We start from the raw sequence: 18,361 nt of genomic DNA, 5'->3' as shown, positions 1-18,361 counted from the left end.
GCCCGGGGCCCGTGGGTTATACCCTAAGAGCAAACCACCCTTTTTAAGGGTGGTTTTGATTTCCATAAAACCAGCAGGTCAAAGACACTTTTTAAGTGCAAAACCAAAGTCGCCGTCGCCCTCCTATAGCGCACTTTGCCACAGAAAAGTGCGAGACTTCGGTATGCGGTATCAAGCAATCGTTATTCGGGTCTTTAGGAATCCGCGTGATTAAATGCACGGCAATGGGTACATAGCCAGTACAGTAAGTCCCCGAGGCAGATTGGAGCCACGTATGGATATCAAGGTTTCTGGACGCAAGACGACGGTAACCGATGCTCTGCGTGCGCATGTGGATGAGAAGATCGGCGAGGCGCTCAAGGTTTTCGATATCGAGCCCATGACGGTCGACGTTGTACTTCGCTATGAGAAGAACCCCTCGAACCCCAACCCGGCAATCGTCGAGGTCACGGTTCGTGCCCGCGGTTCGGTGATTCGCGTTGCCGAGCACGGTGCAGATATGTACGCCGCCATCGACCTCTCCGCCGATAAGGTCACCCGCCAGCTGCGCAAGTTCAAGACCAAGGTCGTGGACAACCGCCAGGGCGGTGCCAGCGCCGCGGATGTCGCGCCGGTCGAGCGCGTCGAGGATCTGGCCGACCTGCTGCTGCCCGAGGAGGAGGACGACCTGCTCGTCCGCGAGAAGGTTATCGACGTCACCCCGATGACTGAGGAGCAGGCGCTGGTGCAGACCGATCTGCTCGGCCACGACTTCTACGTGTTCGAGAACGCGACGACCGGCCTTATCAATGTGGTGTATCACCGTAAGAATGGTGGATATGGCATCATCAAGCCCCGCATCGAAACACTTGACGAGTAAAATACGTTAACTTGCATGAGTTAACGGTTGGCGGCCATCCCATGCGGGTGGCCGCCTTTTTACGTAAGGAGTCGCTTTGATGGACAAGGCCGCATCCGCCGGTCATTCGAACCGTTGCCGCATCGTCGTCGATACCTGCTGCGACTTTAGCCCCGAGGTCGCCGCGAACCTCGATGTCGATATCCTGGGTTTCCCCTTCATTATCGATGGCGAGGAGCGCACAGACGACATCTGGTCGAGCATGAGCCCTAAGGAGTTCTACGACCGCATGCGCGCCGGTGCCCGTGTGTCCACCTCGGCTGTGTCGCTCGGTCGCTATATCGAGTTCTTTACCGAGTGCGCCAAAGAGGGCACGCCCACGGTCTACCTGTGCTTTACCTCGGCGCTGTCGTCGAGCTACAACTCCGCGTGCCAGGCGGCAGATGCCGTGCGCGCCGAGTATCCCGATTTTGAGCTGTACGTGGTCGACAACGCTCTGCCCTGCGCGACCGGCGCGCTCTTGGCGCTCGAGGCCGTGCGCCAGCGTTCGGCGGGACTGACCGCCAAGCAGCTGGTCGATTGGGCAAACGAGGCAAAGACCTACGTCCACGGCTACTTTACGCTCGAGAGCTTCGACGCACTGGCTGCCGGCGGCCGCATTCCGCCCGCGGCGGCGCAGCTCACGGCAAAGCTCGACGTCAAGCCCGAGCTCTCCTACGACCTGGCCGGCTCGCTGTCGCTGATCGGCGTCAACCGCGGCCGCAAGAAGGCGCTCAAGTCCATCCTCAAGTCGTTCCGCGAGAACTACGTGCCCGATCGCACCATGCCCATCGCCATCATGACGGCCGATGCCGAAAAGGATGGTGACTGGCTCGAAGCCGCCATCCGCAAGGAGGAGGGTTGCGCCGACGTCACGATCATTCGCGGCTCCGTGGGTCCCACCATCGGCTCGCACGTGGGCCCCGGCATGGTGGGCTGCGCGTTTTGGGGTAAGAACCGCGCCGACAAGGCGTCGCTTTCCGACCGTATCGCCCGCCGCGTGCGCGGTCAGTAGGCAAGCGCTGCGTCCGTAATCGCCCTCGACTCACAGCCCAAACGCTGGCACCGAGTATTCAACCTGGTAACAACACCCAACCCAAAAGGAAAGGTTTCATGGCAAACAAGCTCTCCGTCGCATTCATTGGCACCGGAATCATGGGTGCCCCCATCGCCGGCCACATTCTGGACGCCGGCTATTCCGTCACGGTCAACAACCGCACCAAGTCCAAGGCGGCGGCGCTTATCGAGCGCGGCGCCGTCTGGGCAGATACGCCGGCCGATGCCGCGGCGAACGCCGATGTCGTCTTTACCATGGTGGGCTATCCCTCCGAGGTCGAGGAGCTCTACCTGGCGGGCGACGGTCTGCTCGCGTGCACTAAGCCCGGCGCGGTGCTGATCGACCTCACTACGAGCTCGCCCGAGCTCGCCCGTGACATTGCCGAGGCCGCCCAGGTTTCTGGTCGCATGGCGTTTGACTGCCCTGTCACCGGCGGCGAGTCGGGTGCTATCGCCGGCACGCTCACGGCTATCGTGGGCGCTACCGAGAACGACATCGCGCCGGTCCGCGATATCCTTTCCACCTTTGCGGCAAACATCTGCTGCTTCGACGGCGCCGGCAAGGGCCAGGCTGCCAAGCTTGCCAACCAGGTGTCGCTGGGCGCCTGCATGGTCGGCATGGCAGACGCCATGGCGTTTGCCGAGCTGAGCGGCCTCGATCTGGAGAAAACCCGCCAGATGATCCTGGGCGGCACCGGTAAGTCCGGCGCTATGGAGAGCCTAGCGCCCAAGGCGCTCGACGGCGACTACAAGCCCGGCTTTATGGTCGAGCACTTCATTAAGGACCTGCGTCTGGCGCTCGCCTACGCCGATGACCGCGAGCTTGCGCTGCCCGGCGCCGACGTCGCCTTTACGCTTTACGACATGCTCGACGCCATCGGCGGCGCCAAGCTGGGCACCCAGGCCATCACGGTCCTCTACAAGGAGGAGGCCGACGCTATCGCCGCCGGTCTGGACTGGTCGCAGTATCGTCCCGAAGAGCACGGTGCTCACGAGGACGGCTGCGGTTGCGGCGAGCACGGCGACGATCACGAGTGCGGTTGCGGCCACCACCATGGCGAGGATCACGAGTGCTGCGGCGGCCACGGCCATGATGACGGCCACGAGTGCTGCTGCGGCCACCATCACGGGGAGTAGCGCCCATGAGCTGGACGTTCGTGGTGCTCGCGCTGGTGCTCTTTCTCTTCGCGATCTACATTGGCTTTTTGTGCGGCCAGTGGGCCTGCGAAAAGCGCGTGATCACCAAGCGCGACTACTGGATTGCCAATTTTGCAGGCGCGGCGGCAGTCGTTCTACTGACCTGGGTGTTTTCGCTGTTCCCGCTGGTGCAGTTTGCGCCGATCGGCTGGCTCGGCGGCTTTATCGCCGGCCTTAAGATGAGCTTTGGCGAGTCCGTCGGTCCGTGGCGCAAGCACGACGAGGTCTTTAACGTCAACAAGGCTCACCGCGCCGCCGCCGACGCGGGCGACGCCGAGGAGCGTCGCCGTGCGCGTCACAATGGCGCAGCCGACCGACAGCTCATCTCGGTCACCGATGACAGCAAGGGTGCTGGCAAGCACGCTAAGAAATAGTAAGAAGAGGTAACTATGGCAGAAAACAAGGAAGAACAGCTCACCGACGAGGAGCTGGCACAGCTTCAGCTGGCAGAGGAGAACGAGAACGCCGTCGACCGTCTGGTCAAGGAGCTCGGCTGCCCCACACGCCGCATCCGCCAGTTTGCCGCCCGCGTGCTGCATTTGCTGGCTGAGCGCGACCCGCAGCGCGTCGTGCCCTGCGTGCCCGCGCTGATCGAGGCGCTCAACCGCCCCGAGGCTCAGACCCGCTGGGAGGCTCTCGACGCCCTGGCGGCGCTCGCCACCACCTGCCCCGAGCAGCTGGGCGATGCCTTCGAGGGCGCCGAGACCGCGCTGTTCGACGAGATTTCCTCCACGCTGCGCTACGCCGCCTTCCACCTGCTGTGCGCGTGGGGTGCCACGAGCGTCGAGCGTTCGCGCGAGGCTTGGCCGATCCTGGATGAGGCCATCCAGTGCTACCACGGCGACCTTGAGTATCGCGATATGCTCGGTTGCCTGTACGAGTTTGGCCAGGGCGAGATCGACGCCGAGGTTGCCGAGAAGCTCGCGCTGCGTCTTAAGTTCGACGCCGAGAACGGCAAGGGCAGCTATCTCAAGGCCCGTTCGAGCGAGATTTGCGAAATGCTTGTTAAACGTTTTGGCCTTGATCTCTCCAAAAAGAAGAAGCGTGCTAGCGTTAAAAAATCTGACGACGCCGAAGACGAGGAGTAACAGATTATGGCGCACGATGTAGTCCTGATTCCCGGTGACGGTATCGGTCCCGAGATTACGCAGGCCATGCGCCGTGTGGTCGAGGCCACCGGTGTCCAGATCAACTGGAACGTCCAGGAGGCCGGTGCCGGCGTCATGGACGAGTTTGGCACGCCGCTGCCCCAGCACGTGCTCGATGCGGTCGCCGAGACCAAGGTTGCCATCAAGGGCCCCATCACCACGCCGGTCGGTACGGGTTTCCGCAGCGTTAACGTTGCCCTGCGCAAGCACTTCGACCTGTACGCCTGCGTGCGCCCCTGCCTGTCGCAGCCGGGCGACGGCTCGCGCTTCCGCGACGTCGACCTGGTCATCGTGCGCGAGAACACCGAGGACCTCTACGCCGGCATCGAGTTCGATGAGGGCGCTGCCGAGGTCGAGGAGCTCTCGCAGCTCGTCGAGCGCTCGGGTCAGAAGACCTTCGCCGCTGATTCCGCCATCTCGATCAAGCCCATCTCCATCGCCAAGAGCCGTCGCATTGTGGAGTATGCCTTTGAGTATGCCCGCCGCTGCGGCCGCAAAAAGGTGACGGCCGTGCACAAGGCCAACATCATGAAGGCGACCGATGGCCTGTTCCTGCGCGTGGCGCGCGAGGTGGCCGCCAACTATCCCGATATCGAGTTCAACGACAAGATTGTCGACGCCACCTGCATGGGCCTGGTCCAGAACCCCAACGACTTCGATGTCCTGGTGCTGCCCAACCTGTACGGCGACATCGTGAGCGACCTGTGCGCCGGCCTAGTGGGCGGCCTTGGCATGGCCCCCGGCTCCAACATTGGTGCCGACTGCGCAATCTTTGAGGCGACGCACGGCTCCGCGCCCGATATCGCTGGCCAGGATATCGCCAACCCCACGGCCGAGATCCTCTCTGCTGCGATGATGCTCGATCACCTGGGCGAGAACGACGCGGCCAATCGCATTCGTGCCGCCGTATCTGCCACGCTTGACGAGGGCGAGCAGGTTACCGGTGACGTGCGTCGTGCCCAGACCGGCTCCGTTGAGGGCGCTGTGGGCACGCAGGCCTTTGCCGATGCCGTTATCGCGCACCTGGCCTAAGACATGCACACTGCAAACGCCTAAATAGTACTTAAGTGTTTGCGTATAACCTGAGAATCAATACGCCCGGCGCTCTGTCGGGCGTATTCTATTGCGGACTATGTTTCCTAACAAGGAGTAACTGATATGGGTCTGATTCAAAAGAAGGACGAGAAGGACGAGATCGACGGCATCCAGATCATCGAGCGCGGCGAAGGCCCCGACGGTGACGAGGACGAGAAGATCGACCTGGTCGCCGGTACGTCTGCCGAGCACATTGCCGCCGGTACGACGGCCGAGGAGGAGGACGCCCGCCTGGAGGCTCAGATTGCCGCGGATGCCGCCGACGAGAATCTGATGCCCGAGGAGCAGGATGAGGTCAACGACTCCGACGTGGACGACCATGCATCCAAGCACAAGAAGACGATGATTGCCGCCTTCGTGGTTGCAGTCGTGATCGCTGCTGTGGTCGGCTTCTTTATCGGCAACGGTGGTTTTGGCGGCAAGGGCGTCGGCTCGGCGACCCTCACCGAGGACCAGCTCGATTCGACCGTGGCAAGCTACAGCTACAACGGCAAGAAGAGCGACATCACCGCGCGCGAGGCCATTGAGAGCCAGTACAGCCTCGACACCGTCAAGGATGGCGATGGCAACTACACCGCTCCCTCTGCCGACGTCATCCTGTCCTACGTGCGCAACAAGATCCTGCTCGACGCTGCCGAGGACGAGGGCATTACCGTCTCTTCCAAGGAAATGAAGCAGTATGCCGAGGATTCCATCGGCACCTCCGACTACAAGACCATGGCCACGCAGTACGGCGTGTCCAAGGACCAGGCCAAGCAGATCGTCCGCCAGTCCGCGACGCTGCAGAAGCTCTACAAGAAGAAGGTGGGCGATAGCTCCGCAAGCATGCCGACCGCCCCGACCGAGCCTGCTGACGGCAACGAGGAGACCGCGAGCAAGGACTACGCCGATTACATCATCAACCTTGCCGGTGACGAGTGGGATAGCGAGAAGGGCACCTGGAAGGATGCCGACAGCACCTATGCCAAGGCCTTCGCTGACGATGCCTTTACGGCCGATAGCGCTACCTATAAGCAAGCCATGACCGCCTATTACACCGCCTACCAGCAGTATTCCTCGCAGGCTTCGAGCGCCAGCTCCAAGTGGACCGAGTATGCGAACGGCCTCTACGCCAAGGCCAACATCAGCATCTACGGCCTGTTTGCGTAAGGTTTGCCTGCACTACTGCGCGCTAACCGATCTACCTGATTGAGCCCGCTAGAACGGACAACGTTCTAGCGGGCTTTTTGTTGCCGAAATCAATAGGATAGGCCTCGCGCCCGCACAAGCGCTCCATCGGGTTCCCCTAATTCATCTGGGAAAACAACTGCAAACGATTGCAAGTGACCGGTGAACGGTCGAAAACTACCGTTCACCGATAATCTCAAAACTGGTTCTAACTGGTATTAAGTCAAAAAGACCAATTCACATATCTTCACAATGACCTGCAATTTTTCTACACGCTATTTTTAGCCGCCCTGCGTTGTTTAGACACCGGGAAAGATCCGTTCTTTTGCCAAAGCGTTTCGAAACGGTTTCAAAACCGCAGGTAGAAGTGTTAACGAGCGGTAAACGGTCGAAATATCACCGTGAGCGGTGCAAAAACGTTTTACTGTTTGAATCAGCGAAAGCGATCTCTTCTGGGGTGATATAGTGACAACAACACGTCACGTGGTTACTACCAGTTTAGAAACCACTGGTCTTCAAAGAACGCTTTCTAAGAAGCTTTAAGGGCAAGTGCCCGCTGGCTTCCGAAAATCATCGGACTCAGATCGTACACACCTTCGGAAGGGAAATTTGAATGGTTGGCTTTATTCTTACCGGTCATGGACAGTTCGCACCCGGCCTTGCAAGCGCTATCGCTATGGTTGCCGGCGACCAGCCTGCTTTTACCGTCGTTCCTTTTGAGGGCGATCAGGCCGCATCCTACGGTGAGGATCTCCGCGCCGCTATTACCGCCATGCGCGAGGAGTGCGATGGCGTGCTCGTCTTTACCGACTTGCTCGGTGGTACCCCGTTCAACCAGTCGATGATGATTGCCCAGGATGTCGACAACGTCGAGGTTCTGACTGGCACCAACCTTCCCATGGTTATTGAGCTCCTGTTCCTCCGCGGCAATGCCACGCTCGCCGAGCTTGGCGAGCAGGCCGTGACCGTTGGCCAGACGGGCATCACCGCCCAGACGGTCGCATCCGTTGCCGGCTCCGAGGAAGAGGATATCTTCGGCGACGAGGACGGCATCTAATGGCCGATTTCGGAGCCAACGTCCTGAGCTCCTCGGTCGCCCTTTTAGGCCTGCTTGTCATCATGGGCTTGATTTACACCATCTGGTCGCAAATCAACATGAAGAAGAAGCAGAAGTACTTCAAGGAGCTGCACACCGAGCTCAAGCCGGGTCAGGAGGTTCTTTTCGCCGGCGGTATCTACGGAACCGTCAAAGGCATCGAAGGCGAGAAGGTCCAGATCAAAGTCCGATCCGGAGCCGTCGTAGATGTTTCGCGTTACGCGATTCAGGAGATCAAGTAACTGTCGTCAGCAAATATCGAAAGGAAGCTGATCAACATGGCAGAACCCAACATTCTTCTTACCCGCATCGATAACCGACTGGTTCATGGTCAGGTTGCCACCCAGTGGAACTCCACTCTGGGCTCCAACCTCATCCTCGTCGCCAACGACGACGTGGCGTCCAACACCATGCGCCAGAACCTCATGAAGATGGCCGCTCCCGCCGGCGTCGCTACGCGTTTCTTCTCCCTGCAGAAGACCATCGACGTCATTGGCAAGGCGAGCCCGCGCCAGAAGATCTTCATCGTGGCCGAAACACCGGAAGACGTGCTTACGCTCGTCAAGGGCGGTGTGCCTATAAAGAAGGTAAACATCGGCAACATGCACATGTCGGAAGGAAAGCGCCAAGTCGCCACCTCCGTCGCAGTTAACGACGAGGATGTCGCTGCGTTTAAAGAGCTGCAGGAATTGGGGGTGGAGTTGGAGATCAGGCGCGTTCCGAGCACGCCTGTTGAGGACACGAGCAAGCTCTTCTCGTAATCCTCGTGATCCACGTTGTCAGGAGTGAAACCCTGACGTTCTGTACGTGATATCCAAAGTGCGTACATTCATTTTGAAAGGAGGAGCAAGATGGAATACTCGATCATCCAGATCGCTCTGGTCTTCGTCGTCACGTTCATCGCGGCAATCGACCAGTTTGACTTCCTCGAGTCTCTCTATCAGCCCATCGTCACCGGCGCCGTCATCGGTCTTATCCTTGGCGACCTCAACACCGGTCTTCTCGTGGGTGGTACCTATCAGCTCATGACGATCGGCAACATGCCGATCGGAGGCGCTCAGCCGCCTAACGCCGTCATCGGCGGCATCATGGCAGCCATTCTCGCTATCGCCACGGGCCTCGAGCCCAACGCGGCAGTCGGCCTCGCCATTCCGTTCGCTCTGCTTGGCCAGCTTGGCGTTACCCTGGTCTTCACGCTTATGTCCCCGCTTATGTCCACGGCCGATAACATGGCTCACAACGCGGACACCAAGGGCATCGAGCGCCTGAACTACTTCGCCATGGCTCTGCTTGGCCTGATCTTCGCTGTCGTCGTCACCCTGTTCTTCATCGCTGGCGCTACCATCGGTCAGACCATCGCTTCTGCCATCCCGACTTGGCTGCAGACCGGTCTGTCCGCTGCAGGCGGCATGATGCGCTTCGTCGGCTTCGCCGTCCTGCTCAAGGTTATGATGAACCGCGATATGTGGGGCTTCTTCCTCATGGGCTTTGGCCTCGCGCTCATCACCGTTGCCAACGATTCGCTGGCAACCCCTGCTCTGCTCATCCTCGCTCTCATCGGCTTCGGCATCGCTTTCTGGGACTTCCAGCAGCAGACCGAGCTGAAGGGTGCAGCTGTTTCTGACGGAGGTGACTTCGAAGATGGCATCTAATGAGTATGTGATCCCGGAGCACTACGAGGATCTCACTCCTGCTCCGCAGCTCGACCAGAAGACCCTCAACAAGATGGCTTGGCGCTCCTGCTTCCTGCAGGCATCGTTCAACTACGAGCGCATGCAGGCCGCTGGCTGGCTTTACTCCATCATCCCCGGTCTGGAGAAGATCCACACCAACAAGAACGACCTCGCGGCTTCCATGAGCCACAACCTGGAGTTCTTCAACACCCACCCGTTCCTTGTCACCTTTGTTATGGGCATCGTGCTTTCGCTCGAGCAGAACAAGGTTGACATCCCCACGATCCGCGCCGTCCGCGTCGCCGCAATGGGCCCGCTCGGTGGTATCGGTGACGCCCTGTTCTGGCTGACGCTCGTGCCTATCACGGCCGGCATCACCTCCAACATGGCCATCAACGGCAACGCCGCTGCACCGATCATCTTCCTGGTGATCTTCAACGTCGTCCAGTTCGCTCTGCGCTTCTGGCTCATGAACTGGTCCTACAAGCTTGGCACCAGCGCTATTGACGCTCTGACCGCCAACATGCAGGCCTTCACGCGTGCCGCTTCCATCATGGGCGTCTTCGTCGTCGGTTGCCTGGTCGTCACCATGGGTGGCACCCAGATCAACCTCCAGATCCCCAACGGCACCACCCGTGGTCTCTCCGCCACTACCGTGATCGTCTCCGAGAAGGAGGCCGAGAACTTCACCGGTATGGAGGGCATCGATACCGAGACCGCTGAGGCCGGTACCATCGCCATGACCGATAAGGACGGCAACGCCCTTACCGCTTCCGATGCCGACGGCAACGCTGTCGAGTGCGGCGTCACCGATCTGGGCAACGGCATGGAGTCCGTGACCTATGGCACCGTTACCGAGGATCCGGTCAACTTCTCTGTTGCCGACACCCTCAACACCATCGTCCCGAAGCTCGTCCCGCTTATGCTTACGCTGCTGCTTTACTACATGTTCGCTAAGCACAGCTGGACCCCGACCAAGGGCATTCTCCTGCTCTTCGTCCTTGGCATCCTGGGCGCTGGCCCGCTTGGTCTCTGGCCGAGCATCTGGTAAGGCTCTAGCTTGAGGGGTGTGTCCCTACGCGGCTCACACCCCGACCCCTTAAGCCATGTGTATGTTAAAAGCCGCGTGCTCGAAAGAGCGCGCGGCTTTTGTTTTCTTAATGATTCGGGTGTGGCAGACAGATAATGCATAACACCCTAGGTAGTTAGCCGAATTCGAGCAAAAGGGAGGATAGGATGGCGATCGGAGCGCGTAAGCAACCGCTGTACGATCAGCTGGTCGATATTCTGACCGAAAAGATTGACCATGAATATCGCGCCGGTGACATGATTCCTTCCGAGCGCGAACTTTCGGAGCGCTATGGTCTCTCGCGCACTACGGTACGCCTGGCTCTGCAGGAACTGGAGCGTTTAGGACTGGTGGTTCGGCAGCACGGTCGCGGTACCTTTGTGACCGACCGTTCGGCAAAAGCAACCAATCTCATGCAGTCCTACAGCTTTACCGAGCAGATGCGCGCGATGGGTCGAGAACCCGAGACCACGATTCTCGAGTTTTGCGAGATGGAGGCCGATAAGAATCTGGCCGAGCATATGGGATTGCGCATCGGTGATCGCATTTTTAAGCTCAAGCGCCTTCGCTCTGCCGACAACATGCCCATGATGGTCGAACGCAGCTATCTACCGGTTCGTCAATTTCTGTCCCTAAAGCGACCGCTGCTGGAGCGTAAGCCGCTTTACGATGTGATTGAGCAGGACTTTCAGCAAAAGATTCGCGTGGCCGAAGAGGAGTTCTATGCGAGCATAGCCCGTCCCACCGATGCCCACCTTTTGGGAATTGTCGAGGGCTCGCCTGTGCTCGATTTGGTCAGGACTACGTATAACGAGTCAAACGAGGTTGTGGAGTACACACTCTCGGTTGCTCGTGCCGATCAGTTTAAATACAAGGTTTACCACCAGCGCAGTAACTAGTGCTCGCATCGTTTCCATATGGTGATTCTTTGCATTTAACTGGTTACTACCAGATAACCAACCGAAGTGTATAATTGCACGTCAGAGGATTACTTCTAGAGAGAGGTATTAGAAATGTTCGAGAAGAGTGTCGAGGAGCTCACCGAGCTCGGCGCCCAGATCACCACGGCCGAGATTGCTCAGCAGCCCGAGCTTTGGCGTGATACGCTCAACATCTATCGCGAGAACAAGGAGGCCATCGAGGCTTTCCTGGCCGAGGCTCGCGCTATGGGCGAGGGTCGTCTGTCCGTTGTCTTCACCGGTGCCGGTACGTCCGACTACGTTGGCGATACCTGCGCCCCGTACCTGCGTCACGCTGGCAACACTGATCTCTACGACTTTAAGCCCATCGCCACGACCGACATCGTGAGCGCCCCGCGCGACTTCCTGCGCGCCGAGGATCCCACGCTCGTGGTTTCCTTCGCCCGCTCTGGCAACAGCCCCGAGAGCCTTGCCGCCGTTGCCGTTGCCAAGGAGCTCGTCCACAACGTCAAGTTCCTCAACATCACCTGCGCTCCCGAGGGCAAGCTCGCCGTCGAGTCTGCCGATGATCCCAACGCGCTGACGCTGCTCATTCCGCGCGCCAACGACAAGGGCTTCGCCATGACCGGTTCTTATTCCTGCATGACCCTGCTCTCTACCCTTATTTTCGACACTGCCTCTGATGAGCAGAAGGCCGAGTGGGTCGAGACGATTGCCAAGATGGGCGAGGAGGTCATCTCCCGTGAGCCCGAGATCGCCGATTACCTGGCTGGCGACTTCAACCGCGTGACCTACTTGGGTTCTGGCTCCTTCGGTGGCCTTGCCCAGGAGAGCCAGCTCAAGATCCTTGAGCTCGCTCACGGTCTGGTCGCTACTTCCTACGACACCTCCATGGGCTATCGTCACGGACCTAAGTCCTTCGTCGACGATAAGACGCTCGTCTTCGTGTTCGTCAATAACGACGCCTACACCCGTCAGTACGACATCGACATCCTCAACGAGATCGGTGGCGACGAGATCGCTCAGCACACCATCGCCGTTCAGCAGGAAGGTGCCACCGTCTATGAGGGTGAGTCCTTCACCTTTAAGGGCTACGAGGCACTTCCCGAGGGCTACCTTGCTCTGCCGTTCGTGATGTTTGCCCAGGCTATCAGCCTGCTCAACTCCGTGCGCGTGGGCAACACGCCCGATACGCCGAGCCCCACCGGCACGGTCAACCGCGTGGTTAAGGGCGTGACGATTCACCCCTTCACCGCTTAATCGCGTCCCCCTGTAAAGGCGCCCGTCCGCTCATAACGGCGGGCGGGCGCTTTTTGTTTTACGTGAGCTGGGTATAAGCATCACTACAGTCAACTGCTTTAGAAGCAAGGAGTGCATATGAGCACGTACGCAATTAAGGCTGACAAGTTCTTCTTGCCGGCAGGCCCGCAACTGGGCGGCTATCTTATGGTCGAGGATGGCGTCTTTGGCGCCTGGCAGGCCGACGAGCCCTCTTGCGAGATTAAGGACTACACGGGATCGTGGATCGCACCGGGTATGGTCGATACTCACATCCATGGCTTCTACAACCACTCAACAACCGATAACGATCCCGAGGGCATCGATATCAGCTCGACCGAGCTCGCCCGTCGCGGCACCACCAGCTGGCTGCCCACGACGTTCACCGATGGCGTCGAGCAGATCAAGGACGCCTGCGCCGCCATCGCTCAGGCGGACGAGGGTCGCGGCCCCGACTTCTGCGGTGCTCGCATTCAGGGCATCTACCTGGAGGGCCCCTTCTTTACCATGAAGCACGTGGGCGCGCAGAACCCCGCTTACCTCATCGATCCCTCCGAGGAGGTCTTCGATCAGTGGCAGGAGGCTGCGGGTGGTCGCATCGTTAAGAGCGCCATGGCGGCCGAGCGCGACGGTGCCGCTGCTTATGCGGCTGCTCTGAACGCCAAGGGTGTGGTGACCAGCATCGGTCACTCCGACGCCACCTACGATGAGTGCATCGCCGCCATCAACGCCGGTGCCAGCTGCTTTACGCATACCTATAACGGTCAGCGCGGGCTGCATCACCGTGAGCCCGGTGTCGTGGGCGCTGCCATGTCCACGCCCGAGACCTACGCCGAGATCATCTGTGACGGCAAGCACGTTAACCCTGCCGCCATCAAGGCGCTGCTGCAGGCAAAGGGCTGGCAACACACGGTGCTCATCACTGACTGCCTGGGCTGCGGCGGCATGCCCGAGGGCAGCTACACCAGTGGTGGCATGGACGTCATCATGAAGGACAACCTGTGCTGGCTCGCCGACGGCAAGAGCATTGCCGGCTCGGTGCTCACGCTTGCCCAGGGCGTCAAGAACATCGTTGACTGGGGCATCGCCAGCGCCGATATCGCCATTCGTATGGCAACCGAGGTGCCGGCACGCTCCGCGCACATCGAGGATAAGTGCGGCAGCATCATGCCGGGTCGCGACGCCGACTTTGTCGTGTTCGACCATGAGCTTACCCTCGTCGAGACGTATGTTGGCGGCCAGAGCGTCGGCAACGCCTTTACCGAGTAACGATAGAAAAAGACGGCGGGCCCGAATCTGCTCGGACCCGCCGTATGGGTTAAACGCTCAAAAGCACCTTCACAGTTACAGCTTGTTAGCGATCTTCTTTGCCGTGCGCTTAACGCCGGCCACCAGGCCTCCTGCAGGATGCTCCTTCTCGTATGCTAGACGCTTCTCACGTTTGGCGTACTCTTCGACGATGATATCGCCGTACTCATCTTCGATCTTGTCGAAGAAGTCGACGGCGCCCTTAATTTCCTCAGCGGTCGGGTGTCCCTTTTGGACACCGCCGGCGAGTTTGAACGGCCCCCACGTATCAAAGCCGGGGCAGCCGTAGACACCCATAAAGATGGCCTGCCTCATGCGGCAGATGCCATCGATATCCTTGCCGTACCACTTGTTTTTGCCACCGTAGGTCATAAGGCCAAACACCTTGTCCTGCGGCTGCAGCACGTTAGTGAGCACGCGTGCCATGTCCTTATCGATCTCGGAGTAATAGATGCCCGTGGCGACGCCGATCAGATGATATTCGTGCAGGTCGGGATACTCGTTTTTACCGAGCGCCTTGACGTCGAGGGTATCGATTTCGGGGTGCGCCTCGACGATGGCGTCCACGAGCTTTTTCGTATTGCCGTGGTGGCGTGAGGCATAGAGGATGATGGTTCGCATAAGAAGGCCTTTCAGCTGTAATTGCATCAATGTCTGTATGGTACCCCGTTGTATGGCTGGGATACCGGACGCATCGATGAACGTGCGGGTTTGTCCTTTGGTTAGGGCCGAGGCGGGTTCTTGCGAGCAAAAAAGCAGTTGTTCGAAAGGATGGGCAATGGAATACGCTCTTTCAAACGATTCGATTTCTATTAAGGTTTCCACGGCTGGCGGCTCGTTTACCTCGATTGAGGCTGACGGTCGTGAGTATGTGTGGCAGGGCGATCCCGCCGTGTGGTCCGGCCAGGCGCCGATTTGCTTCCCGATTTGCGGAGGCTTGCGCGACAACAGCGCCATGACGTTTGCCGGACATCATGTAAAGCTCGCTCGCCACGGGTTTGCGCGCAAGCAAGAGTGGAAGCTGCTTAGCCAGAGCGAGAACGAGCTGGCGATGTGCCTGGCTTCGGAGGATAACGCCGCGCTGCTGAGCGCTTATCCGTACCCGTTTAAGCTTGTCGCTCGCTATACGCTTGAGGGGGATGCCGTGCGCGTCTCCTATGAGGTGACCAACGAGGGAACCGAGGACATGCCGTTCTTTATCGGTGGACACCCCGGCTTTAGGTGCCCGCTCGATGAGGGCGAGGCCTATACGGACTACGAGCTGCGCTTTGAGAAGGACGAAGCTGCTGAGCTTTGCACCGCTGTCCCTTCGACTGGCTTGATTGACGTGGACAGGCGCTCCAAGAACCCCATGGTGGGAAAGACTTTGCCCCTGTCGCACGAGCTCTTCGATTTTGCGGAGACCATCTTTGACGTGCTCGAGAGCCGTCAGGTCACGCTTTCCAAGAAGGGCGAGGACAAGGGTGTTCGCCTGAGCTTTGAGGGCTTCCCGTATCTCATTGTGTGGAGTAAGCCCGAGGGCGATTTTGTGGCGGTTGAGCCCTGGGGCGGCCTTTCGACCTGCTCCGATGAGGACGACGTGCTTGAGCATAAGCGCGGCTGCCTTGTCGCCAAGCCCAAGGAGACCGTCGTTCGCTCGTTCACGATTGAGATTCTGTAATTCCGTTTTGTCGACTCGTATCGCGAGGCACAAGGAGCCTGCGAGATAAGGAGCTAAAAATGATCCTCACCGTTACGATGAACCCGTCTGTCGATACGCGCTATCAGCTCGATGAGCTCATTATCGACGACGTTAACCGTGTGACGCCCGAAAAGACCGCTGGCGGCAAGGGCCTCAACGTGGCCCGTGTGCTGGGTCAGCTGGGCGACGACGTTGTGGCAACCGGTCTGCTCGGCGGCCACATGGGCGCCTACATGGCTGAGCTCATGGACGCCAACGGTATTAACAACGACTTTGTGCCCATCAAGGGCGAGACTCGCATTTGCCTCAACATCCTCCACGCCGGCAACCAGACCGAGCTGCTCGAGAGCGGCCCGACGATTGCCCCCGAGGAGCTCGATGCCTTTACCGCCAAGTTCGCCGAGCTTGCGAGCAAGGCCGATGTCGTTACCATCTCGGGTTCGCTGCCCCGCGGCGTCGAGGCGGACTACTACGCCAAGATCACGGGCATTGCCGAGAACGCCGGCGCCAAGGTGCTGCTCGATACCTCGGGTGCCTCGCTCGAGGCAGCGCTCAAGTCCGAGGTCAAGCCTGAGCTGGTTAAGCCTAACCTGACCGAGATCAACGGCCTTCTGGGCACGAGCTTTACCACCGACGATGTGGACGAGCTCCGTTCCGCGCTCGCCTCTGACGCTCGCTTCTCCGATATCCCCTGGGTCGTCGTGTCCATGGGCGCTGCCGGCTCCGTTGGCTTCCACAATGGCCGTGCGTTCCGCGCAAAGACGCCCGATATCCCTGCCGTTAACGCCACGGGCTCTGGTGACTCCACTATCGCTGGCTTCGCGCATGCCATTGCTGCTGGCGCAGACGACGAGACGGTGCTGCGTACCGCCAACACCTGCGGCAAGCTCAATGCCATGGATCCCATGACTGGCCATCTGGTCATGGACCGTTGGGACGAGGTCTACAACGGCGTTGTCGTGACCGAGCTGTAAGGGCTTGGGCGTCGGCCCCGGCATCGATTGCTAGCTCATGTCGACGACAAGTGCGATAGCATTATGTCGGGGCGCGACGCCGACGTTGTCGTGTTCAATCCCGACCTTACCCTGGTCGAGACGTATGTGGGTGGCAACAGCGTCGGTAACGCGTTTGCCGAGTAGCCGCCAAAGAAGCGATCCGAGAGGGGATTTAGATGATTTACGGTGCATTGGGCGATATCGAGGAGTACCGCGGAATGCTCAAGGGCCTCGACGTGCTGATCGACTGGCTCGAGGAGAACGACCCGGCGCAGCTCGAGGTCGGCAGCCATCCGATTCTGGGCGACAAGGTCTTTGCGAACGTCATGGCCCCCACGACGCGTCCGGAGGCCGAGGCCCACTATGAGACGCATCAGCGCTATCACGACCTGCAGATCGACGTCGAGGGTCGCGAGGCCTTTAAGGTCGCCACGGGCAGCCTGACGCTGGTCCAGGAGTTTGACGAGAAGGACGACTACGACCTGGTCGATTCAGACGCCTCGATCGCCGGCGATCTTGCCGACGACAAGTTCGCGCTGTTCGTTGCCGGCGAGCCTCACATGCCCACGCTCGAGTTCCCGGGCGATGGCGCGCAGCCGGTCAAGAAGATCTGCTTTAAGCTGCTTGCAGACGCTTACTGGGAGGAGTAGCGCACTGCTCGGCTGAGCTGCTCGTCTGATGACGTGATTCCATTGAGGAGCGCGCTTGAGCCCCGTTAATCGCGGTTCCCTTGGGGATTGCGGTTGGCGGGGCTTTTTTGTTGAGTAGGGGAGTTGCCGGCGGCGTTGTGCTTGGATTGGCATTGTGCGATAAATCGGCAAGAAAAAAGCCGCCCGAAGGCGGCTATCTTGTGCAATGGAGCCAGCGACCGGGCTCGAACCGGTGACCCCCGCTTTACGAGAGCGGTGCTCTACCAACTGAGCTACGCTGGCGGCCATGTGGTGACGCAACTGAGGCGTCAACGGCTGTTTATGATACGGGACATCGCACATCCGCGCAAGGGTTCTGACGGCTTTTCTCACTTTAAATGCACTAATATTGGAGACGTGATGTCCCGCTCGTATGGGTCTCAAACAGAATGGGGCAGCCATGGCTCAACCCAAGATTCTTCTCACGCGTATCGATGACCGTTTCATTTACGGGCAAGACGTTGAGCTGTGGAACGAGGCGACTGGTTCCAACCTTGTCCTAATCGTCAACGATGAGATCGCGGCGGATTCGCGCCAATGGGCACCCATGAGGGCGGCGGCGCCAGAAGGCGTCTGGACAAGGTTTTTCTCGGTGCAAAGGACTATCGACATCATTCATACCGCAACGCCGCGTCAATGGATTCTGATCATGGTAGCCTCACCCGTCGATGCGCTCGCGCTAGTTAAGGGTGGTGTGCCGATTACCAAGATCAGCATTGGCCATATGCAGGCAGGGGAGGGCAAACGCTCTGTAACGCCCGCAGTCGCTATAGACGATGCGGACATCGTCGCCCTCAAAGAGCTGCAAAAGCTCGGCATAGAACTAGAAATCCGTTACCTCCCCAGCTCCAATCCCGACCCCATCCAACTAGTCATTGGGTAGTCATTGGGGACGTTCTTAAATGACTAGTCAAGCGGGACACCCTTGGCACTTGGGGACGTTCCTTATGTGCCGGCCTTTTAGGAGCGTCCCCAAGTGCCGGCAGATTGGGACAGTCTTTCTTGCCAAACGTTAAAGACTGTCCCCAACGACTAGTCATTTAAGAACGTCCCCAATGACTAGATAGCAAAACGCCCGTCGGCGGTGGTGCCGGCGGGCGTTGCTGTGCAAT

20 protein-coding genes and 1 tRNA gene are annotated in these 18,361 nt (G+C 59.3%); 19 read left to right on the top strand and 2 right to left on the bottom strand.

The features are described from left to right. Positions 1 to 274 precede the first annotated feature (274 nt). The 15 genes from hpf to nagA all read left to right on the top strand — a co-directional run bounded on the left by hpf (position 275) and on the right by nagA (position 13,845). Complete coding sequence (gene hpf / locus I2D41_RS02285; protein WP_035137685.1) at positions 275 to 859, top strand: ribosome hibernation-promoting factor, HPF/YfiA family; 585 nt, start codon at positions 275 to 277, stop codon at positions 857 to 859. 79 nt (positions 860 to 938) lie between these two features. Then, positions 939 to 1,892: a DegV family protein gene (locus I2D41_RS02280; protein ID WP_195363403.1), complete on the top strand. Its 954-nt coding sequence runs from the start codon at positions 939 to 941 to the stop codon at positions 1,890 to 1,892. Between the two features lie 98 nt (positions 1,893 to 1,990). Beyond that, positions 1,991 to 3,070 (top strand): NAD(P)-dependent oxidoreductase, encoded by a 1,080-nt coding sequence (locus I2D41_RS02275; RefSeq protein WP_195363402.1) that lies wholly within the window; start codon positions 1,991 to 1,993, stop codon positions 3,068 to 3,070. A gap of 5 nt (positions 3,071 to 3,075) precedes the next feature. Then, complete coding sequence (locus I2D41_RS02270) at positions 3,076 to 3,504, top strand: hypothetical protein (protein WP_006236251.1); 429 nt, start codon at positions 3,076 to 3,078, stop codon at positions 3,502 to 3,504. 15 nt (positions 3,505 to 3,519) lie between these two features. Next, positions 3,520 to 4,218: a hypothetical protein gene (locus I2D41_RS02265; RefSeq protein WP_195363401.1), complete on the top strand. Its 699-nt coding sequence runs from the start codon at positions 3,520 to 3,522 to the stop codon at positions 4,216 to 4,218. A 6-nt stretch (positions 4,219 to 4,224) separates the two neighbouring features. Next, complete coding sequence (locus tag I2D41_RS02260) at positions 4,225 to 5,310, top strand: isocitrate/isopropylmalate dehydrogenase family protein (RefSeq protein ID WP_022094615.1); 1,086 nt, start codon at positions 4,225 to 4,227, stop codon at positions 5,308 to 5,310. Positions 5,311 to 5,436: 126 nt separating this feature from the next. After that, positions 5,437 to 6,522 carry a hypothetical protein gene (locus I2D41_RS02255; protein ID WP_195363400.1) on the top strand — a complete coding sequence of 362 codons (1,086 nt, stop codon included), beginning with the start codon at positions 5,437 to 5,439 and terminating at the stop codon, positions 6,520 to 6,522. Between the two features lie 631 nt (positions 6,523 to 7,153). Continuing rightward, positions 7,154 to 7,597, top strand: coding sequence for a PTS sugar transporter subunit IIA domain-containing protein (locus I2D41_RS02250; RefSeq protein WP_055310428.1), 444 nt, complete (start codon positions 7,154 to 7,156; stop codon positions 7,595 to 7,597). Further along, positions 7,597 to 7,878: a preprotein translocase subunit YajC gene (gene yajC, locus I2D41_RS02245; protein ID WP_022094612.1), complete on the top strand. Its 282-nt coding sequence runs from the start codon at positions 7,597 to 7,599 to the stop codon at positions 7,876 to 7,878. The genes I2D41_RS02250 and yajC overlap by 1 nt, the downstream gene beginning before the upstream one ends. A gap of 36 nt (positions 7,879 to 7,914) precedes the next feature. Continuing rightward, positions 7,915 to 8,397 (top strand): PTS N-acetylgalactosamine transporter subunit IIB, encoded by a 483-nt coding sequence (gene agaV / locus I2D41_RS02240; RefSeq protein WP_022094611.1) that lies wholly within the window; start codon positions 7,915 to 7,917, stop codon positions 8,395 to 8,397. Positions 8,398 to 8,487: 90 nt separating this feature from the next. Next, positions 8,488 to 9,288 carry a PTS mannose/fructose/sorbose/N-acetylgalactosamine transporter subunit IIC gene (locus tag I2D41_RS02235; RefSeq protein ID WP_022094610.1) on the top strand — a complete coding sequence of 267 codons (801 nt, stop codon included), beginning with the start codon at positions 8,488 to 8,490 and terminating at the stop codon, positions 9,286 to 9,288. Continuing rightward, complete coding sequence (locus tag I2D41_RS02230) at positions 9,278 to 10,360, top strand: PTS system mannose/fructose/sorbose family transporter subunit IID (protein ID WP_055251210.1); 1,083 nt, start codon at positions 9,278 to 9,280, stop codon at positions 10,358 to 10,360. The genes I2D41_RS02235 and I2D41_RS02230 overlap by 11 nt, the downstream gene beginning before the upstream one ends. A gap of 185 nt (positions 10,361 to 10,545) precedes the next feature. Beyond that, on the top strand, positions 10,546 to 11,277 hold the full coding sequence (locus I2D41_RS02225; protein WP_022094608.1) for a GntR family transcriptional regulator: 732 nt from the start codon (positions 10,546 to 10,548) through the stop codon (positions 11,275 to 11,277). Positions 11,278 to 11,391: 114 nt separating this feature from the next. After that, positions 11,392 to 12,558 (top strand): SIS domain-containing protein, encoded by a 1,167-nt coding sequence (gene agaS, locus I2D41_RS02220; protein ID WP_035137674.1) that lies wholly within the window; start codon positions 11,392 to 11,394, stop codon positions 12,556 to 12,558. A gap of 117 nt (positions 12,559 to 12,675) precedes the next feature. After that, positions 12,676 to 13,845, top strand: coding sequence for an N-acetylglucosamine-6-phosphate deacetylase (nagA, locus tag I2D41_RS02215; protein ID WP_022094606.1), 1,170 nt, complete (start codon positions 12,676 to 12,678; stop codon positions 13,843 to 13,845). A gap of 75 nt (positions 13,846 to 13,920) precedes the next feature. Here nagA and I2D41_RS02210 read toward each other — a convergent pair whose 3' ends face one another. Beyond that, on the bottom strand, positions 13,921 to 14,505 hold the full coding sequence (locus I2D41_RS02210) for a flavodoxin domain-containing protein (protein ID WP_055310431.1): 585 nt from the start codon (positions 14,503 to 14,505) through the stop codon (positions 13,921 to 13,923). A gap of 157 nt (positions 14,506 to 14,662) precedes the next feature. On the opposite strand from I2D41_RS02210, the gene I2D41_RS02205 reads away from it, so the two are divergent. The 3 genes from I2D41_RS02205 to I2D41_RS02195 all read left to right on the top strand — a co-directional run bounded on the left by I2D41_RS02205 (position 14,663) and on the right by I2D41_RS02195 (position 17,210). After that, entirely contained in the window at positions 14,663 to 15,544 is an 882-nt protein-coding gene (locus tag I2D41_RS02205) for an aldose 1-epimerase family protein (protein ID WP_195363399.1), read from the top strand. A gap of 59 nt (positions 15,545 to 15,603) precedes the next feature. Continuing rightward, positions 15,604 to 16,539 carry a hexose kinase gene (locus tag I2D41_RS02200; RefSeq protein WP_195363398.1) on the top strand — a complete coding sequence of 312 codons (936 nt, stop codon included), beginning with the start codon at positions 15,604 to 15,606 and terminating at the stop codon, positions 16,537 to 16,539. Positions 16,540 to 16,736: 197 nt separating this feature from the next. After that, the gene (locus tag I2D41_RS02195; RefSeq protein ID WP_117654927.1) at positions 16,737 to 17,210 is read left to right on the top strand and encodes a YhcH/YjgK/YiaL family protein; all 474 of its coding nucleotides are present in this window, start codon (positions 16,737 to 16,739) and stop codon (positions 17,208 to 17,210) included. A gap of 206 nt (positions 17,211 to 17,416) precedes the next feature. Here the strand turns inward: I2D41_RS02195 and I2D41_RS02190 are convergent. Continuing rightward, positions 17,417 to 17,492: transfer RNA gene (locus I2D41_RS02190), tRNA-Thr, on the bottom strand. A gap of 157 nt (positions 17,493 to 17,649) precedes the next feature. Here I2D41_RS02190 and I2D41_RS02185 point away from each other — a divergent pair. Further along, positions 17,650 to 18,132 carry a PTS system mannose/fructose/N-acetylgalactosamine-transporter subunit IIB gene (locus I2D41_RS02185; protein ID WP_195363397.1) on the top strand — a complete coding sequence of 161 codons (483 nt, stop codon included), beginning with the start codon at positions 17,650 to 17,652 and terminating at the stop codon, positions 18,130 to 18,132. Positions 18,133 to 18,361: the final 229 nt, after the last annotated feature.

The organism is Collinsella aerofaciens (assembly GCF_015552075.1).
GTDB lineage: Bacteria > Actinomycetota > Coriobacteriia > Coriobacteriales > Coriobacteriaceae > Collinsella > Collinsella aerofaciens_Y.
The sequence above is the reverse complement of the archived record's forward strand: the minus strand, read 5'-3'. Positions and strand labels throughout refer to the sequence as shown.

What these genes read in the sequence shown, in the direction of transcription:
- I2D41_RS02230 (WP_055251210.1), top strand. Translation starts at nt 9,278, where the DNA reads ATGGCATCTAATGAGTATGTGATCCCGGAGCACTACGAGGATCTCACT.
- I2D41_RS02250 (WP_055310428.1), top strand. Translation starts at nt 7,154, where the DNA reads ATGGTTGGCTTTATTCTTACCGGTCATGGACAGTTCGCACCCGGCCTT.
- I2D41_RS02205 (WP_195363399.1), top strand. Translation starts at nt 14,663, where the DNA reads ATGGAATACGCTCTTTCAAACGATTCGATTTCTATTAAGGTTTCCACG.
- I2D41_RS02195 (WP_117654927.1), top strand. Translation starts at nt 16,737, where the DNA reads ATGATTTACGGTGCATTGGGCGATATCGAGGAGTACCGCGGAATGCTC.
- I2D41_RS02265 (WP_195363401.1), top strand. Translation starts at nt 3,520, where the DNA reads ATGGCAGAAAACAAGGAAGAACAGCTCACCGACGAGGAGCTGGCACAG.
- I2D41_RS02235 (WP_022094610.1), top strand. Translation starts at nt 8,488, where the DNA reads ATGGAATACTCGATCATCCAGATCGCTCTGGTCTTCGTCGTCACGTTC.
- I2D41_RS02280 (WP_195363403.1), top strand. Translation starts at nt 939, where the DNA reads ATGGACAAGGCCGCATCCGCCGGTCATTCGAACCGTTGCCGCATCGTC.
- yajC (WP_022094612.1), top strand. Translation starts at nt 7,597, where the DNA reads ATGGCCGATTTCGGAGCCAACGTCCTGAGCTCCTCGGTCGCCCTTTTA.
- I2D41_RS02260 (WP_022094615.1), top strand. Translation starts at nt 4,225, where the DNA reads ATGGCGCACGATGTAGTCCTGATTCCCGGTGACGGTATCGGTCCCGAG.
- I2D41_RS02210 (WP_055310431.1), bottom strand. Translation starts at nt 14,505, where the DNA reads ATGCGAACCATCATCCTCTATGCCTCACGCCACCACGGCAATACGAAA.
- hpf (WP_035137685.1), top strand. Translation starts at nt 275, where the DNA reads ATGGATATCAAGGTTTCTGGACGCAAGACGACGGTAACCGATGCTCTG.
- I2D41_RS02185 (WP_195363397.1), top strand. Translation starts at nt 17,650, where the DNA reads ATGGCTCAACCCAAGATTCTTCTCACGCGTATCGATGACCGTTTCATT.
- nagA (WP_022094606.1), top strand. Translation starts at nt 12,676, where the DNA reads ATGAGCACGTACGCAATTAAGGCTGACAAGTTCTTCTTGCCGGCAGGC.
- agaS (WP_035137674.1), top strand. Translation starts at nt 11,392, where the DNA reads ATGTTCGAGAAGAGTGTCGAGGAGCTCACCGAGCTCGGCGCCCAGATC.
- I2D41_RS02225 (WP_022094608.1), top strand. Translation starts at nt 10,546, where the DNA reads ATGGCGATCGGAGCGCGTAAGCAACCGCTGTACGATCAGCTGGTCGAT.
- agaV (WP_022094611.1), top strand. Translation starts at nt 7,915, where the DNA reads ATGGCAGAACCCAACATTCTTCTTACCCGCATCGATAACCGACTGGTT.
- I2D41_RS02200 (WP_195363398.1), top strand. Translation starts at nt 15,604, where the DNA reads ATGATCCTCACCGTTACGATGAACCCGTCTGTCGATACGCGCTATCAG.
- I2D41_RS02255 (WP_195363400.1), top strand. Translation starts at nt 5,437, where the DNA reads ATGGGTCTGATTCAAAAGAAGGACGAGAAGGACGAGATCGACGGCATC.
- I2D41_RS02270 (WP_006236251.1), top strand. Translation starts at nt 3,076, where the DNA reads ATGAGCTGGACGTTCGTGGTGCTCGCGCTGGTGCTCTTTCTCTTCGCG.
- I2D41_RS02275 (WP_195363402.1), top strand. Translation starts at nt 1,991, where the DNA reads ATGGCAAACAAGCTCTCCGTCGCATTCATTGGCACCGGAATCATGGGT.